The following is a 17,608-nucleotide window of genomic DNA, read 5'->3' as shown; positions in this document are numbered from 1 at the left end:
GAAAAGCATATTAAACATGTTAAAAGGTTCAAGTTTTAAATGTTTTTTTATTAATTATGTATTTCAAAAAATATCTCTTAAAAATCAAATGAAACAATTAAAAAAAAATATACTGTTTTTTATAATGTTAGTAATTTATAATACTGTTTTAGGACAGGTAAATATTAAAGGTGTTGTAAATGATACGAATGGAAATGCTTTAGAAGGTGTAAATGTTGTAATAAAGGGCACCAATTTTTTTGATATTACAGATAGTCAAGGAGTTTTTGAAATAAATGACGTGGTTTCAGGGAATTATATATTAAGTATTTCGCATATTGGTTTTAAAACATCATACAAATCGATAGATGTAGATAAAGATAATTTGTCATTTTTATTTGTATTGGAAGACGATTTACTTAATCTTCAAACTATTGTTGTTACAGGTACTTTTGAGCCTCGTATCCAATTAGAATCTAGCACGTCTGTGAGTTCTTTAGAATTAAAAGTATTACGTCAAGTAACGCCCAGAGGAACTGCTGATTTGTTGCAAAATATTTCCGGGACATTTACTGATGCTTCTGCAGGCGAAGTATTTACAAAAGTATATACACGAGGTATTTCAGCTTCTGCTGAAGACGATTTTGGTTGGTATTACATATCCCTACAAGAGGATGGATTACCCGTAAGTTTAGTACAGCATTCTTATTATTCTCCGGATATTTTTCACCGTTTGGATCTTAGTACTAAACGAGTAGAAGCCATAAGAGGAGGAAGTGCATCTATAACGGCATTAAACGCACCAGGAGGAATTTATAATTTTATTTCGCATGACGAGCGTTCTCATTTTGGAGGTGAAATTCAATTGCAAAGTGGTTTACAAGGCGAAGGGAATCCATTGTATAAAGTAGATGCAATTCTGGGAGGTCCTTTAGGTAATAATTGGTTTTTTAATGTTGGAGGTCATTACCGTTATGATGATGGTGCACGAAATACAGATTTTGTATTTAGTAAAGGAGGTCAATTTAAATTTAATGTCTTAAAGAAATATAGTCGAGGTTATTTAAAATTTTATGGCAAAATTTTGGATGATTATACAAACAGATGGACAGGAGTTGCAGCAACAGATTGGAATGACCCTAAGCCTGCTTTTGATCAGGATTTTAATACTACAGCTCTAATGATGCCAGCATTTGATGTTTCTATTCCAGATGGGCGGAACTTAACGCAAGGAGCTACTAATAGTTTTAATCCATCAAAAGGTTTGTATGCTAGAGATTTAGCGTTTGGATTTGACTTATTACAAGACCTTGGCTATAATTGGTCTATTAGAAATAATACAAAATTTTCTACAAAAGATGCTATTTGGCAAACCTCTATAAGTAATGCTTTTGTGTCATTAAATGACCCTACAGCATATTTTATTAGTGATACAAGTGGTTCAACATTTCCATTAGGACAAGTGGTTTTTAGAAATGCTATTTCAGGATTGGAAATTGCAAGATTAGATAATAGCGGTATTTTTGGAGGAAACCCAATTGAGTATATTGGTAATGGCACCTTACCAAATGATGCAATTATGGGAACATCTGCTTGGTACAAAGATAATAAAGCTAATGAATGGATGAATCAATTAACCTTGCGTAAGCAATGGAAAAACCATGATTTTAATATGGGGTTTTCTTTAGGGTTTTCAGATACCTCGTTATTTACACAAGGTAGTTTTGGATATGTTACCTACGAGCCTAACCCAAAAATGTTACAGGTAACTCTTGAAAATCCAGGAGAACCAATTATTTATTTATCAGATGAAAATGGAGTGAGTAATTATGGAGGTTTGTTTTATGTTAATTCTCAAGCTCAAGTAAGTCAGGTCGCTACATTTGTGAACGATAGATGGAAGATAGCTGATAAGTTTTACTTAGATTTAGGTTTACGGTTAGAGACTATAGGGCACAAAGGAAGTAAAGACCGCTATGCGCCAATTGAAGAAGTTGGAGGAGTTGATGGAGATGTAAATACAGCTTTTGATAATAGTTTAAATGTATTTACTGGCGAGCAAGATATTTTTAATTTTAACTATACTTATTTATCTTATTCTGTTGGTGTAAATTATAAAATTGAAGATGAAGCGTCGCTTTTTGCTCGGGTTTCAAAAGGAAATAAAGCACCAGAATTGAACTATTATTTCAATAATTTTGATAATGTTCCTGTTAATAGTAAAGGTGAAATACAAGAAATTAATCAATTAGAATTGGGATTAAAATACAATCTAAAAGATTTTTCATTTGTTTCAACAGCATTTTGGAGTCAACTGAAAAATATCAGTGTATCTGATTTTGCCTTTGATGAAAATGATAGTAGTATTTTTTATACACCCAATCAATCTAACAGATCTAAAACAATAGGTTTGGAATGGGAGAGTATTTATACTCCTTTTCAAAATATGACATTTCGTTTTAATGGTGTTGTTCAAAATCCAAAAGCAACATCATGGACAGTTTATGATGCAGCGGGAAGCGTGGACATTAGTGATGATAGTATTCAAGATTTTTCTGGAAATCAATTACCATTTAACCCTAAATTAATGTTTAATTTAAGTACAGAATATCAAAAAGATCAAATATCAGCTTTTTTTAAATGGCAGTTTATGGGTAAAAGAGAAGGTAATGTTGCTAACGCATTTCAATTGCCTGCTTATAGTATTTTTAACTTAGGTACCGGCTATACCTTTAATAAGCATTTATCAGTAAATCTATTGATTACCAACTTATTTAATTCAGAAGGTTTAGCTAATTTCTTTGGAGCTAATAGTTTTGGTGTTAGTGCCAATGGGGTAACCACAGATTTTATTCAAGCTAATCCTGATGCGAGTTTTGTTGTTGTTCCTGTATTGCCTCGAGCAACAGTTTTGAAATTAAACTATGTTTTTTAGAGGTATTTAATTACTGCTACTGCTGCATTTTAAAGTAATAATCTAAAGAATGTTTGCCAGAACCATAGACTAAAAAAAAGCCACAAACCAATATAGTAGCAATGGCTATGTATAAGTTTGTTGTGTTCATTTCACCTACAAAATTTATAGCAATAGCTCCAATTAAAATGGGTAGTTGGGCTATGATTGCCCAACGTGTTAATAAACCAGAAGTAATTAAAAGTCCACCAATAAAATGAGCTGGAGCCACGTAATGCATTGCCATCATGCTACCAGCCCAATTTTTTATGGGTTCAAAAAGTTGTAATAACATGAGGCTATTGGTCATAAAACTAATCCCTTTTATAAAAATAAAAACACCAAAAGCAATACGTAAAAAATCAATCAGCAAATAGGAATGTTTATTTGCCCATTTATTGAGTGATTTTATTGTTACCATGATTGAAGTTATTGAAATTCAATCATTAAAGTACAAAAATCAGATGAGAATTAAAAATTAAACTTGGAGTAGCCCTAAATTAAATTTCTTTTCAATAGGAGCATGATTAGCAGCTTCTATACCCATACTTATCCATTTTCTAGTGTCTAACGGATTTATAACAGCATCTGTCCAAAGCCGTGCCGCGGCATAATAAGGAGACACTTGGTTGTCATATTTGTTTTTTATTTTGTTAAAAAGGGCTTCTTCTTTTTCTTTAGTTATTTTTTCCCCTTTTTTCTCTAAGGAAGCTTTTTCAATTTGAAGTAATACTTTAGCAGCAGAATTACCACTCATTACAGCAAGTTCTGCACTAGGCCATGCCACAATAAGTCTAGGGTCATATGCTTTTCCACACATAGCATAATTCCCCGCACCATAACTATTTCCAATAATTATCGTGAATTTAGGAACTACTGAATTACTAACCGCATTCACCATTTTGGCTCCATCTTTTATAATACCGCCGTGTTCGCTTTTACTGCCTACCATAAAACCAGTGACATCTTGTAAAAATACTAAGGGAATTTTCTTTTGATTGCAATTTGCAATAAATCGTGTGGCTTTATCTGCACTATCATTATAAATAACACCGCCAAATTGCATTTCGCCGTGTTTGGTTTTTACTAATTTTCGTTGATTAGCAACAATGCCAACTGCCCATCCATCAATACGTGCATAACAAGTTATTATTGTTTGCCCATAACCTGCTTTATATTCATCAAATTCAGAGTTATCAACCAAACGTTTAATCACTTCGTACATATCGTATTGGTCTGCTCTTGATTTAGGAATAATGCCATAAATATCTTCTGGATTTTCTTTAGGCTTGTTAGATTCAATTTTATTAAAGCCAGTTTTATCGTAATCACCCATTTTATCGATGATGTTCTTAATGGTAGTTAAAGCATCAGCATCATCTTTGGCTTTATAATCTGTAACACCAGAAATTTCACAATGTGTTGTGGCCCCACCTAAAGTTTCGTTATCAATAGTTTCTCCAATAGCTGCTTTTACTAAATAGCTTCCAGCAAGAAAAATACTACCTGTTTTATCAACAATCAAAGCTTCGTCACTCATAATAGGCAAGTAAGCACCACCAGCAACACAACTTCCCATAACGGCTGCAATTTGTGTAATTCCCATGCTACTCATAATGGCATTGTTTCTAAAAATACGACCAAAATGTTCTTTGTCTGGAAAAATTTCATCCTGCATGGGCAGGTAAACACCTGCTGAATCTACTAAATATATAATTGGCAACCTATTTTCAATAGCAAGTTCTTGTGCTCTAAGGTTCTTTTTGCCCGTGATGGGGAACCAAGCTCCAGCTTTTACAGTAGCATCATTGGCAACAACAATACATTGTTTTCTTTTTATATAGCCAATTTTTATAACCACACCACCAGAAGGGCATCCTCCATGTTCTTCATACATACCGTCTCCTGTAAAAGCTCCAATTTCAATAGATTTTGAACCTGTATCTAAAAGAAAATCAATTCGTTCACGGGCGGTCATTTTCCCTTTTTTATGTTGTTTTTCAATATTGATTTTTCCACCACCTAATTTTACTTGAGCTAGGCGTTTGTTTAAATCTGAAATTAAAAGTTTATTGTAATCTTCGTTTTTATTGAAGTTAATATCCATTAGTGCTTAGTTTAAAGCTAAAGTACAAAAGTATAACCTCAAAATTTATAAGTCAAACTTTTTTAGTTTTTAAAATGCCAAATTGAATTTCGTGAAAATAGTTTACTTGGAACATAAAGTTGTTTTATATAAGTTTGTTTCAACAAAAACATAAAAATGAAAAGTATTATAGCGTTTGCAGGAAGTAATAGTAAAAATTCAATAAATAAAAAATTAGCAGTTTATACATCTAGTTTAATCGAAAATGTAAATATTCAAATTTTAGACTTGAATGATTATGATCTGCCTATTTATGGTATAGATTATGAAAAAGAGCATGGCATTCCAAAATCAGCAAAAAGTTTTTTGGATAATATTAAGTCTTCAGATGGTATTATTTTATCATTAGCAGAGCATAATGGAGCTTATGCTACTGCTTTTAAAAATATATTTGATTGGATATCCAGAATTGAAAGTAAAACTTTTTATGGAAAACCTATGTTATTGATGGCAACTTCACCAGGGGCTAGAGGTGGAGCATCTGTATTATCAATAGCACAAGATAGATTTCCTCGTCATGATGCTCACATTATAGAATCATTTTCTTTACCAACATTTGGAACTAATTTTTTAGAAGGAAAGATTGTTAATGAGGAGCTGAATTCTGAATTAAAAAATAAAGTAGAAATTTTTAAAGCAGCCTTATAAGTTAAAAACGAATGTTATATTAAAATAGACATCTGTGGCATTATAATAGCAAAAGATGTTTATTAAAAAAAGCCATAACTTAACTCTGATTTTATCTTTAACCTATACTAAAAATATAAGAGGTTTTCAGCAAGTTTACTTTTTTTAGAAAGGAAAAATGGTTAAAAAATGAAAACATATAATTCTTTAATTTAATTTTTTTAAGGTAGGTTATTAAATTTAAAAATTAATTATATGATATTGTTAAATCAAAGTCCAATTATCGATTATTTATACAATTCAAAGTATATATTGTTAGTCTTTGTATGATTTATCTATTTTTACGTATATATTTTTTAACCCCAAATTAAAATCATGCTTAAAAAGAAAATTTTATTATTTTTTTTTGTTGTTAGTACGTATACAACATATTCTCAAACTACAGAAAACATATCAATAGATTCAACAAAAGTAAGTTCATGGATTTTTGGAATAGGCTTTAATGCGGTTGATGATTCAGGTAATGCTTTTGGAAAATTATTTGATATAAAAGATGCATGGAATGCAGTGCCATATCCTTCGCGATTAAGTATTGGTAGATATTTTAAAAGCGGATTAGGTGTTGAAGGTATTGTGGCCTACAATCGGTATAAGGAAGGAAAGATAGTTGATAATTTCCCACTTACAGAAGATAAAGATTATTTTTCTATTGATTCAAGATTGAGTTATGATTTAAATGAAATTATAGGAGATACTGGTTGGTTTGATCCTTACGTAGGAGTAGGTGTTGGTTTTACACATGCTAATGATTATTCTCGCGGGACATATAATGGTGTAATAGGTTTTAGAACTTGGTTTACTGATAGAATTGGAATGGATGTAAATTCATCAGGAAAATGGGCTATGAATTCAAATTTTAAAAATCATTTACAGCATGCCATTGGTTTGGTTTATAAATTTAAAGAAGAAAAGGGTTTAACTAAAAAAGAGGAAGAAAAATTAGCTTTAATTGAAGAATTAGCAAAAGAAAAATCAAGAATTGAAGATTCTATTGCTCGTGTTAATAGAGCGCATGAAAAAGCTATTTTACATGAGAAAATGATAGCTCAGGAGAAAGAAAAAGCAAGATTAGCCCAGTTAGAAAAAGAAAAATTAGAAACAAGGAATGAAATACAAAATAAAATTGATGATTTAGAGGATATACATTTCCCTTTTGATTCTTCTAATTTAACATTTTTATCTAAAAGTATATTAGACAAATTAACGCTAATATTAAATGAGTATCCAAAATTATCATTAAAAATCACCTCACATACTGATTCAAGAGGATCCGCTATATATAATCAAAAACTTTCAGAAAAAAGGTTGAAAAGTACACTTGATTATTTGTTTGATAAAGGTTTCCAAAGTGATAGAATTGAAGGAGAAGCTTTTGGTGAAGATAAGTTGGTTAATGAATGTGATGACCATACAAGGTGTTCAGAAATAATGCATAAGCAAAATAGACGATCTGAAATTAGTATCCTCAAATTTTAGTTGACATATCTTAACGGAATTACATAAAAAAATACTAACTTTTAAAAGTTAGTATTTTTTTATGTAATAATCTGACCATTTTTTTATAATACAGTGTTTAAAATACTTATTAGTTACATATTAAGTATTCTAATAATTGTTTTTCGACAAGTAGTATTTATCGCTAATAGATGATGGTTGATTTATAATTAAAAAATACGATATTTGCTTTTCTGAACTAAAAATAGAAAAGATTATGGCAATGAATAAAAATACTGTGTTAGCATGGGCTACATGGATTATGATATTTGTAGGACTGAGTTTAATTGCGCTGGGGGCGTTTAGATATGATGATGTAGCTGGATGGGGTTTTGCAGCTGTTGGTATTGGCTTTTTCGCTATTGCATGGGTTTTTAATGCCCTTAATGGCAGAGTTTAAATAGTTATTACAATTAATACTCAAGTTAAACAATTAAAAATGTATAATAAAAATGAGTGACGATAAAAAAGTGATTTTTTCAATGTCTGGTTTAACCAAGACTTTTCAAGGAGCAAATACACCTGTGTTAAAAAATATTTATTTAAGCTTTTTTTATGGCGCAAAAATTGGGATTTTAGGACTTAATGGTTCAGGGAAATCAACTTTGCTTAAAATTATTGCCGGGATAGATAAAAATTATCAAGGAGATGTTACCTTTTTACAAGATTATTCTGTTGGATATTTAGAGCAAGAACCAATATTGGATGAGTCTAAAACTGTGCTAGAAATTGTAAAAGAAGGTGCAGCTAAAACGGTTGCTATTCTTGATGAATACAATAAAATAAATGATATGTTTGGTTTGGAAGAAGTGTATTCCAACCCGGACAAAATGGAAAAGTTGATGAACCGTCAAGCAGAACTTCAAGATCAAATAGATGCTGCTGATGCTTGGGAATTAGATACAAAGTTAGAAATAGCTATGGATGCTTTGAGAACTCCTGATGGTGATAAAAAAATAAGTGTATTATCAGGTGGTGAACGTCGTCGTGTAGCATTATGTAGATTACTTTTGCAAGAACCTGATGTGTTGTTATTAGATGAGCCAACCAACCATTTAGATGCGGAATCTGTGCATTGGTTAGAGCATCATTTAGCACAATATAAAGGAACTGTAATAGCTGTAACACATGACAGGTATTTTCTTGATAATGTTGCTGGTTGGATTTTGGAGTTAGATAGGGGAGAAGGTATTCCATGGAAAGGAAATTATTCTTCATGGTTAGATCAAAAGTCTAAACGACTGGCACAAGAAAGTAAAACAGCTTCAAAACGTCAAAAAACATTAGAGCGTGAGTTGGATTGGGTTCGTCAAGGAGCAAAAGGACGACAAACTAAACAAAAAGCACGTTTAAAGAATTATGATAAGTTAATGAGTCAAGATCAAAAACAACTTGATGAAAAACTTGAGATTTATATTCCTAATGGTCCACGGTTAGGCACAAATGTCATTGAAGCAAAAGGTGTAAGTAAAGGTTATGACGATAAATTGTTATACGAGGATTTAAATTTTAACTTACCACAGGCTGGAATTGTAGGAGTTATTGGTCCTAATGGTGCAGGTAAAACAACCATTTTTAGAATGATAATGGGAGAGGAAACTCCAGATAAGGGCGAGTTTGTGGTTGGAGAAACAGCCAAACTAGCTTATGTGGATCAGAAGCATTCTAATATAGACCCTGAAAAGACTATTTGGCAAAACTTTAGTGACGAGCAAGAATTGATTTTGATGGGTGGTAAAGAAGTAAATTCAAGAGCTTATTTAAGTCGTTTTAATTTTTCTGGTGGCGAGCAAAATAAGAAAGTGAAATTACTTTCTGGAGGTGAGCGAAACCGCTTGCATTTAGCAATGACACTAAAAGAAGAAGGTAATGTATTATTATTAGATGAGCCAACTAATGATTTGGATGTAAATACGCTACGAGCTTTAGAAGAAGGTTTGGAAAATTTTGCGGGCTGTGCCGTAGTAATTAGTCACGATCGTTGGTTTTTAGACAGAATTTGCACTCATATATTAGCTTTTGAAGGTAATTCACAAGTATATTTCTTTGAAGGTAGTTTTTCTGATTATGAAGAAAATAAAAAGAAACGTTTGGGAGGAGATTTGATGCCTAAACGTATTAAATACAAGAAACTTGTTAGGTAATTATGTTTATTTCTAATAACCTGATTATGTTTTTAAATAACAAAAAAGCCTGCATTGCAGGCTTTTTTGTGAGTACAAACTAAATTAATAAATGTTTAATAGTTTTTTATTTGTTACTGTACATATGTCCTTCGGTAAAATCTTTGTATGTCTTATTTTTGTCATCTTCAGCTTGTTGCTCACTTATTTTATTTAAGCGGTCATTTTCTTTTTTTAATAGAAAAGATTTTCTAACACCTAAAATTAAAAGGATAAGAAAAAAACCAACAACTATTGAAAGCCCAATAACAATTTGGTTTTGATTGAATAATGATAATTTTAGGAAAAATAAAGTTATGTAACCTGTAAACATGTGTGTTATTACATTCGTATTAATAGCAGTACCAAAGGTATTGGTTTTTTAATGACTAAACAATTAAAAATGATTGATCTAAGGGTTTTTTATACACATTATAATGTTTAAAACTTCAATAAAATCAAACAGTAAATGGACTTCCTATACAAAGAATTTATGATGCCTTTGTTTTAATATAAAAAGTTTAATTAAAAGCAATATGAAACAGTAACTGATTTTTACTTTTAAAACTGATTTATTTTAACGAAATTGCTTACCGAAATAAGCATATTTAGGTTAATAGAAATTAATAGCTAAATAGGTGTAAACAAACCCCAAATTTTGAGTATGGCAAGTAATCATATAAAAAACATTAAAAGCAAGCTCCTTTCTGACAATTATTACATTCTCAATAGAATTAATTTTGATTATTTAATGAGTAACGGTAAATGGGTAACTCAAATGCGTGAAGTTTATAACAGGGGTGATGGAGCAGGTATTTTGCTATATAATAAACAAAAGCAAACCATAATTTTAACTAAACAATTCAGAATGCCAACCTATATGAATGACAATGGTGATGGTTATTTAATTGAAGTTTGTGCAGGAATGTTAGATAAAGATGATCCTGAAGCCTGTATTATTAGAGAAACTGAAGAAGAAGTTGGTTATAGAATTAAAGAAGTAAAAAAAGTATTTGAAGCATATACCTCTCCTGGAGTTTTAACTGAAAAAATGTACTTTTTTATTGGTTCCTACACAGACGATATGAAAGTTAGTAAAGGAGGTGGTTTAAGTAGCGAACATGAAGATATTGAGGTACTTGAATTGCCTTTTAGTGAAGCTTTAAATATGTTGAATTCTGGTGAAATTAATGATGTTAGAACAATTATCTTATTACAGTATGCACAGATTCATAAATTATTAGAATGATGATTTTATTTTAACAAAAATTTACCTATACTTTTTATTAGTTAAACTGCTGTAAATCAGTTTTTTTTGTTTTTTTATTTGTATAGCCTAATTCTGGGGTTTCAATAAAACATCTAATAATTTAAGTTAAACGTATATAAGTCAAATACCAATATTTATTTAATACGGTATAAAAAAATAACATATAAACTCTTAAAAACAACAATTAAAAAAATAGTAATTATGGAAGATAATAAAAGTAATATAGGATTAAAAGTAGCTTTAGGTATTGCTTTGGTTTTATTTTTAGCAACGGGTTTTTATACTATGAATCTGTATAAAAACAGTGAAAAAGTTCAAAATGACTTGATGGAAGAAAAGCAATTGGTAATGAACGATTTAAATGCTATGGCAAAACAATATGATATTGCTATAAGTGAAAATAAAGTAGCAAATTCAGATTTAATTGATGCTAGAAATCGTATACAAGGCCTCATTGATTCTTTAGCAATGTCTGACTCTAATGTTAAAACGCTTTGGAGATACAAACAAAAATACACTTCTTTACAAAAAGAAATGGATGCTTTATTAGCATTAAATGATTCTTTGAGAGTTGAAAACTCATATTTGGCAACTTCTTTGGATAGCACACGTGTGCGTTTGGAAGAGCGTTCTATTTTTACAGATTCCTTGTTGGTTCAAAATACTGCGTTAGCTGAAGTTGTTAAAAATGCAGCTGTTTTAGGAGCTGTTGAGTTAAAAGGTTTTGGAGTAATTGAAAGAACCTCTGGAAAACTAATCCCTACAGAAAGAGCAAGACGTACTGATAAAATTAGAGTTTGTTTTACAGTTGCTAAAAATAAATTAGTGCAGTCTGGTAACCAAGAGTTATATGTTCAAGTGGTAGATCCCCAAAACAATATTTTAGGATCTAATGACCAAGTTCAGTTTGAAGATTTAACTCTTAACTATAGTATGATTAGTAAATTTAATTACGAGAATGCTAACTTAAATATTTGTGAGTTTGTTACAAGTAAAGACGATGCAGATTTTGAAAGTGGACGTTATATTGTTAATGTATTTAATGAAAAAGATTTAGTAGCAACTTCTGAGTTTACACTTAAATAGATAATATATTACTTAATATTTCTAACCCGAAAGTATGGCTTTCGGGTTTTTTTATATTATTGTTTGAACTTTTATGCAGCGGACTTATTATTTTGAGAGTATATTTAAAGTATAATTATTGAACATGAAAAAAGAAACAGGTTTTCATTCAAAAAATAAGCATAAATTAGGATATGATTTGCATGATTTATGTAAAGCATCACCTGAATTGTTACCTTTTGTTTTTATTAATACTTATAATAATAAAACAATTGATTTTACCAACCCAAAAGCCGTAAAAGCTCTTAACACAGCTTTATTGATAAAACATTATAATATTACTTTTTGGGAATTCTTGGACACTAATCTGTGTCCTCCAATTCCGGGACGCGTAGATTATATTCACCATATTTCAGATTTATTAGATAATTCAGGAATAAGAAGCAATGTTCGTGTTTTGGATATTGGTACAGGGGCTACTTGTATATACCCTATTTTAGGAAATGCCGAATATAACTGGACTTTTGTAGCTACAGACATTGACAAAGAGTCTTTAAAAATAGCACAAAAGAATATAGATAAAAATCAACTGCAAGATGATATAACGTTAAGACATCAAAAGAATAAGTTACAAATTTTTAAAAATGTCTTAAAAACAGATGACATGTTTTCTGTTTCCATGTGTAATCCACCATTTTATAAATCGGAAGCAGAGGCTTTAGAAGCTACAACCAAAAAATTACAGGGTTTAAAAATAGCAGGTAAGGCCATAAGGAATTTTGCGGGGACAAAAAATGAGTTATGGTATAATGGAGGAGAAAAATCTTTTATTCATAATTATTTATATGAAAGCTCATTATTTAAAAAACAATGTGTTTGGTATACAACTTTAGTTTCTAAAAAAGAGTTAGTTAAAAGTATGTATATGTCCTTAAATAAACTCGGTGTAACAGATATTAAAACAATTCATATGAGTCAGGGTAACAAAATATCAAGAATTGTGGCATGGACTTTTCAGTAAAAAATATTTTAAAGGTATATTAATTTTCATTTATATGATAATATTAATAAAAAAAGGAGCTCAAAATTGAACTCCTTTTTAGATAAATAAGAACCTATTAAATGTTTTCGTGTAAGTGATGGTGTTCATCAATTAGTGGTCCACCTTCAATAATTTGTTCAGATGCTTGCTGTGCAAATTTCTCAAAATTTAAGTGGAAAGAGTGGGCTAATTGAATAGCTTTTCCAACGTAAGCGCCTTTTTGCAACCAAGTATTCATAGGATCTAAAATCTCTGTTGGTACCCCTGGGCAGTATTTAGGCATAAATAATCCAAAAATAAAGTTTTGTTCGTAATCAACATTTTCTAATTCTCCATTAAGAATTGCAGTAATCATAGCTCTTGTATATTTTAATTTTATACGTGAACCAACACCATAAGGTCCTGCGCTCCATCCAGTATTAATTAACCATACATTAACACCTGCTTCTGTCATTTTTTTACTTAACATTTCACCATAAACTGTAGGGTGTAGAGGCATAAAAGGTTCTCCAAAACAAGCAGAGAATGATGGTACTGGTTCTGTAATTCCTGCTTCTGTTCCTGCAACTTTTGCTGTATAACCAGAAATAAAATGATAAGCGGCTTGACCAGGAGTTAATTTTGATACTGGAGGTAATACCCCAAAAGCATCACATGTTAAAAAGAAAATATTTTTAGGGTTATTAGCATACAGTGTTTCTTGAATATTATCAATATGATGAATTGGGTAACTTACACGTGTGTTTTGAGTGATACTACCATCCATATAGTCAGGTTCACCATCAGCTTTAAAAACAATGTTTTCAAGTATAGCACCAGGTTTTACTGCTCTAAAAATATCTGGCTCTTTTTCTTCAGATAGGTCAATTACTTTTGCATAACATCCACCTTCAAAGTTGAAAATATTATTATCAGCAGTCCATCCATGCTCATCATCACCAATTAATTTACGTTCAGGATCTGCAGATAAGGTTGTTTTTCCAGTACCTGATAATCCGAAGAAAATTGCAGTATCTCCAAATTTACCAACATTAGCAGAACAGTGCATTGGTAAAACATCTCTTTCAACTGGTAAAATCATATTTAATGCAGAAAAAATACCTTTCTTCATTTCACCAGTATAGGCAGAACCTCCAATTATAGCTATTTTTTGTGTAAAGTCTAAAATAGAGAAATTACCTTGACGAATACCATAGGCTTTTGGGTCTGGACATTCATAACCTGGAGCACAAAGAATTAACCAATCCTCTTTAAAGTTTTCTAATTCTTTCTCACTTGGTCTTAAAAACATGTTATAAACAAACATATTTGACCATGGTAATTCAGTTACTGTTCTAATATTTGTTCTAAATTCAGGATCTGCACATACATATCCATCTCGTGCATAAATTTCTTTTCCAGAAAGGTATGTAGTAATTTCGCTTTTTAATTTATTGAAGTTTTCAGTAGATACTGGTTTATTTGTTTTTCCCCACCAAACTTTATCTGCAGTATAATCATCTTTTACAATAAAACGGTCTTGAGGTGAACGTCCTGTGAATTTTCCAGTATTGATAGCAAGTGTTCCGTTTTTTGTTTCTCTACCCATTCCTTTATCAACTGTTATTTTTTGTAATTCTTCAGGTGATAAGTTCCAATGCACATTTACGTCTTTTAAGCCATACTTCGTTAAATCTACTTGGCCTTTTTCTTCAATTGTTTTCATTTTATTCTATTTTAAGGTTCTTATTATTTATAACTTTTTATATAATTATTTGCTAGCTTTAGCACTTTAAATAGTGTTTTTTAATTATACAGTAAAATTACAGTAGAAGGTTGCTAAATATTATGACTAAAATCATACTTTAAAAATGTACGTTATTTTTAAATTATTAGGAGTTTTTAATACACTTGAATGTAAATACTGAAAACGAAAACGTAATAGTAGTAAGGTGTTTTTAAGTATTTGTAATATATTTAAATAAATATGATTTAATTAGAAGTAAATAAAGTTAAAAAATAGTAATTTGGTAATAAATTAAGTGAATATATGAAATTAGATATTCTTGCTTTTGGTGCACATCCAGACGATGTAGAATTAGGTTGTGGAGCAACGCTAGCAAAAGAAATTGCTAAGGGAAAGAAGGTGGGCATTATAGATTTAACCCGAGGTGAATTGGGAACCCGTGGTACTGCCGAAACAAGAGATAAGGAAGCTACTGAAGCTGCTAAAATATTGGGGGTTTTGATCAGAGAAAACCTAAAGTTTGCTGATGGTTTTTTTATCAATGATAGAAATCATCAATTGGAAATTATTAAAATGATTAGAAAGTATCAACCAGATTTGGTAATCTGTAATGCGATTGATGATAGGCATATAGATCACGGTAAAGGCAGTAAGTTGGTAAGTGATGCTTGTTTTTTGAGTGGTTTGATAAAAATAGAAACAAAAACTGATCAAAATATTGTTCAAGTTCCTTGGCGTCCCAAACAAGTGTATCATTACATACAATGGAAAAATATAGAACCTGATTTTGTGGTGGATGTTACTGGGTATGTAGATAAAAAAGTAGCCTCAGTTATGGCTTATAAAACACAGTTTTTTGATGTGAACAGTAAAGAACCAGAAACACCTATTTCAAATAAAAATTTTACTGATAGTGTTGTTTATAGGTTAAGAGATTTAGGGCGCTTAATAGGAGTTGAGCATGCTGAAGGTTTTTCAGTGGAACGTTACATAGCTGTTGATAGTTTGTTCGATATTAAATAGTTAGAATTTTAAGTATTTTATTTTTTATTTTATGCAAAAAATATTGAAAAAAGTTTTTGTAGATACCGTGTAAATCATTTACATTTGCACACGCATTACAAAATGTAAGTTACATGGTGGTTGTAGCTCAGTTGGTTAGAGCATTGGTTTGTGGTACCAAGGGTCGCCGGTTCGAATCCGGTCTTCCACCCAAAAATAAAAGCCTTTCAATTTATTGAAGGGCTTTTTTTGTTGAAAATATTTTTTTATTTTTAAAGATTAACATGTATTAAGTACTGAGCTCTTTGTATACGTATTTTTAGATGTTTTAATACTCTATGACTATTTTTTAGAAAAACTCTCCTTAGTGCTTTTAATAATACTTTTTATGGATGTGTCTTAGGTGATATTTATGTTCTCTGTCTACACCATATTGAAAATTCATAGACTTGGTGGGATCATATTGTAGACTCTCCGTTTAAATCAGTTGTTAGTACCTCACTCATATAGTTAAAGTACGGGCGAATTATTTTAAAAGCGTCATTTACGTTTTCAATAAAATTGGGTTCTAGTATTTCCTTGTCGGTATATTTTTTTATGAATATAAATTGCTTTTTTCTTATTAAGTCAATGGCTTCATGTTCTTTGTTAAACCCTCGAGGTGCGGTTGTAACTTCATCTCCTACAATATTGCCCCAAACATTTTTAAATATTTTATTGTTTAAAATGTCACGTATTTCAGAATCATCTATTTCAAACTCTTTTCGCACTCTTAATAAATCTTCTTTATTAGGGGCCCAAAAACCAGTCGCAATAAATGATTTGTCGTTTGGCTGTATTTGTAAATAATACCCACCTCTCAGTTGAGGTTTTGTTCTATGAAAAGATCCTCCAAAATGTGTTTTGTATGGAGCTTTATTTTTTGAAAAGCGTACATCACGATAAATCCTAAATATTTTTATTTTATCAACATCGTCATGTGTTTTTAAGGACTCAAAAATACTATTATAAACATCTTTAACTTTATCTTCAATAGCCTTAAATTCTTTTTTATGCTCATTAAACCATTCACGATTATTATTTTTTTCCAATTTTTTTAAAAAGTCTAAAGTTTCTTTTGGGATGATTCTTGGAGTCATAAAATGTATTATTTAGGGCCTAAAATACAAAAGTCCCACTTAAAATAGGACTTTATATTTGTATTATAATATTGTAATTATTTCTTACTGCTATAGGTTTTCGTTTCCACTTTATTTGTGTTTTCATTATAGTAATCCACAATTAAATTGTTTTCATCATCAAAATACCCAAGCCCATTATAAAATTCTCCATTTATAATATAGTGTCCTTTAGAACTTGAATGCCATGCTGATTCTAATTTTTTAAAGTCAGAAGGATTATTGTTTATACCTATATCAAAACCGTTTTCATTTGGAACAAATTGGTATTGATTGTTTCCTATTTTATAATACAACGCTGTTGATTGTGTATCATAATTATTATCGGAATCATTATCAACCGAAATTGTTTTATTCACTTTTACATTAGCTTTTATTCGGTTTTGATTTACTTTTTGAGCGTCATTTTCATCCAATTCAATATCAGCTTCTTCTCTGGTGATAACCCTTACTTTATTTTCTGTAATTTTTTCACCATTGTTAACTTTTATTGTTTTTACTTCAATTTCTTCTTTTATTTCTTTTGGTTTTACTTGCCCCGATACACTAAGTGATATAAATAATGTGAGGGTAGCTAAAATTAAAATTTTCATATTTACAATTTTTATGATTAATAATCAATTATGTAATACATCAAACTATTTTTGATTTTCACTTAAATATTACAACACAAATATCACTGAATATGGAAGTTTTTTTGTTATATGTTTTTTGATTTGATTTGTATAATTTACACACGAGGTATTTAAATTATTAAATAAAATCTTGCTTGTCTGTAAAATAGTGCTGTTAATGTATCTGGAGTTCTAAAAAGTAGTTGTTTTTGGGAATGTAGGCTAACTTGGTTTGATGTTTTTTGAACTCACAGTTTAATATTAAATTTTAAGAAACCAGATATTATTTT

General features: G+C 30.4%; 15 protein-coding genes and 1 tRNA gene. 10 read left to right on the top strand and 6 right to left on the bottom strand.

Translation table 11 applies throughout. The features are described 5' to 3' along the window. The first annotated feature begins 88 nt into the window (after window positions 1-88). A complete protein-coding gene (locus APS56_RS03195; protein WP_054731110.1) occupies window positions 89-2,914 on the top strand; it encodes a TonB-dependent receptor in 2,826 nt (941 codons plus the stop codon). A gap of 16 nt (window positions 2,915-2,930) precedes the next feature. Here APS56_RS03195 and APS56_RS03190 read toward each other — a convergent pair whose 3' ends face one another. Together APS56_RS03190 and APS56_RS03185 are read right to left on the bottom strand one after the other, a co-directional pair. Further along, the gene (locus APS56_RS03190; protein WP_054724711.1) at window positions 2,931-3,353 is read right to left on the bottom strand and encodes a DoxX family protein; all 423 of its coding nucleotides are present in this window, start codon (window positions 3,351-3,353) and stop codon (window positions 2,931-2,933) included. Window positions 3,354-3,410: 57 nt separating this feature from the next. Beyond that, window positions 3,411-5,039 (bottom strand): acyl-CoA carboxylase subunit beta, encoded by a 1,629-nt coding sequence (locus APS56_RS03185; protein WP_054724709.1) that lies wholly within the window; start codon window positions 5,037-5,039, stop codon window positions 3,411-3,413. Between the two features lie 156 nt (window positions 5,040-5,195). Here APS56_RS03185 and APS56_RS03180 point away from each other — a divergent pair, with 156 nt between their 5' ends. From APS56_RS03180 to ettA, 4 genes are all read left to right on the top strand, one after another. Further along, window positions 5,196-5,726 (top strand): NADPH-dependent FMN reductase, encoded by a 531-nt coding sequence (locus tag APS56_RS03180; protein WP_054724707.1) that lies wholly within the window; start codon window positions 5,196-5,198, stop codon window positions 5,724-5,726. Window positions 5,727-6,080: 354 nt separating this feature from the next. Further along, a complete protein-coding gene (locus tag APS56_RS03175) occupies window positions 6,081-7,241 on the top strand; it encodes an OmpA family protein (protein ID WP_054724705.1) in 1,161 nt (386 codons plus the stop codon). A gap of 235 nt (window positions 7,242-7,476) precedes the next feature. Further along, entirely contained in the window at window positions 7,477-7,659 is a 183-nt protein-coding gene (locus tag APS56_RS03170; protein ID WP_054724703.1) for a CAL67264 family membrane protein, read from the top strand. Between the two features lie 52 nt (window positions 7,660-7,711). Beyond that, entirely contained in the window at window positions 7,712-9,403 is a 1,692-nt protein-coding gene (gene ettA / locus APS56_RS03165) for an energy-dependent translational throttle protein EttA (protein WP_054724701.1), read from the top strand. A 106-nt stretch (window positions 9,404-9,509) separates the two neighbouring features. Here the strand turns inward: ettA and APS56_RS03160 are convergent, their stop codons facing one another. Further along, window positions 9,510-9,755: a hypothetical protein gene (locus APS56_RS03160; RefSeq protein WP_054724699.1), complete on the bottom strand. Its 246-nt coding sequence runs from the start codon at window positions 9,753-9,755 to the stop codon at window positions 9,510-9,512. A gap of 330 nt (window positions 9,756-10,085) precedes the next feature. Here APS56_RS03160 and nudK point away from each other — a divergent pair, with 330 nt between their 5' ends. The 3 genes from nudK (at window position 10,086) to rlmF (ending at window position 12,777) form a co-directional block, all read left to right on the top strand. Continuing rightward, entirely contained in the window at window positions 10,086-10,670 is a 585-nt protein-coding gene (nudK, locus tag APS56_RS03155; protein ID WP_054724697.1) for a GDP-mannose pyrophosphatase NudK, read from the top strand. Between the two features lie 222 nt (window positions 10,671-10,892). Further along, entirely contained in the window at window positions 10,893-11,777 is an 885-nt protein-coding gene (locus APS56_RS03150) for a DUF8428 domain-containing protein (protein WP_054724695.1), read from the top strand. 124 nt (window positions 11,778-11,901) lie between these two features. Beyond that, on the top strand, window positions 11,902-12,777 hold the full coding sequence (gene rlmF, locus APS56_RS03145) for a 23S rRNA (adenine(1618)-N(6))-methyltransferase RlmF (protein WP_054724693.1): 876 nt from the start codon (window positions 11,902-11,904) through the stop codon (window positions 12,775-12,777). A gap of 97 nt (window positions 12,778-12,874) precedes the next feature. On the opposite strand, the gene pckA is transcribed toward rlmF, so the two are convergent. Then, window positions 12,875-14,503 carry a phosphoenolpyruvate carboxykinase (ATP) gene (gene pckA / locus APS56_RS03140; protein ID WP_054724691.1) on the bottom strand — a complete coding sequence of 543 codons (1,629 nt, stop codon included), beginning with the start codon at window positions 14,501-14,503 and terminating at the stop codon, window positions 12,875-12,877. Between the two features lie 324 nt (window positions 14,504-14,827). Here pckA and bshB1 point away from each other — a divergent pair, with 324 nt between their 5' ends. Further along, a complete protein-coding gene (gene bshB1 / locus APS56_RS03135; RefSeq protein WP_054724689.1) occupies window positions 14,828-15,547 on the top strand; it encodes a bacillithiol biosynthesis deacetylase BshB1 in 720 nt (239 codons plus the stop codon). Between the two features lie 115 nt (window positions 15,548-15,662). Next, window positions 15,663-15,738 (top strand) — tRNA-His (locus APS56_RS03130). Window positions 15,739-15,984: 246 nt separating this feature from the next. Here APS56_RS03130 and APS56_RS03125 read toward each other — a convergent pair. Next, the gene (locus APS56_RS03125) at window positions 15,985-16,665 is read right to left on the bottom strand and encodes a DUF2461 domain-containing protein (RefSeq protein WP_054724688.1); all 681 of its coding nucleotides are present in this window, start codon (window positions 16,663-16,665) and stop codon (window positions 15,985-15,987) included. Between the two features lie 77 nt (window positions 16,666-16,742). Further along, window positions 16,743-17,297 (bottom strand): hypothetical protein, encoded by a 555-nt coding sequence (locus APS56_RS03120; RefSeq protein WP_054724686.1) that lies wholly within the window; start codon window positions 17,295-17,297, stop codon window positions 16,743-16,745. Between the last annotated feature and the right edge of the window lie 311 nt (window positions 17,298-17,608).

Origin of the sequence: Pseudalgibacter alginicilyticus (assembly GCF_001310225.1) — a bacterium.
Taxonomy (GTDB): Bacteria; Bacteroidota; Bacteroidia; order Flavobacteriales; family Flavobacteriaceae; genus Pseudalgibacter; species Pseudalgibacter alginicilyticus.
Note: the sequence above shows the minus strand (reverse complement) of the source record. Positions and strands in the feature narration are given on the sequence as shown.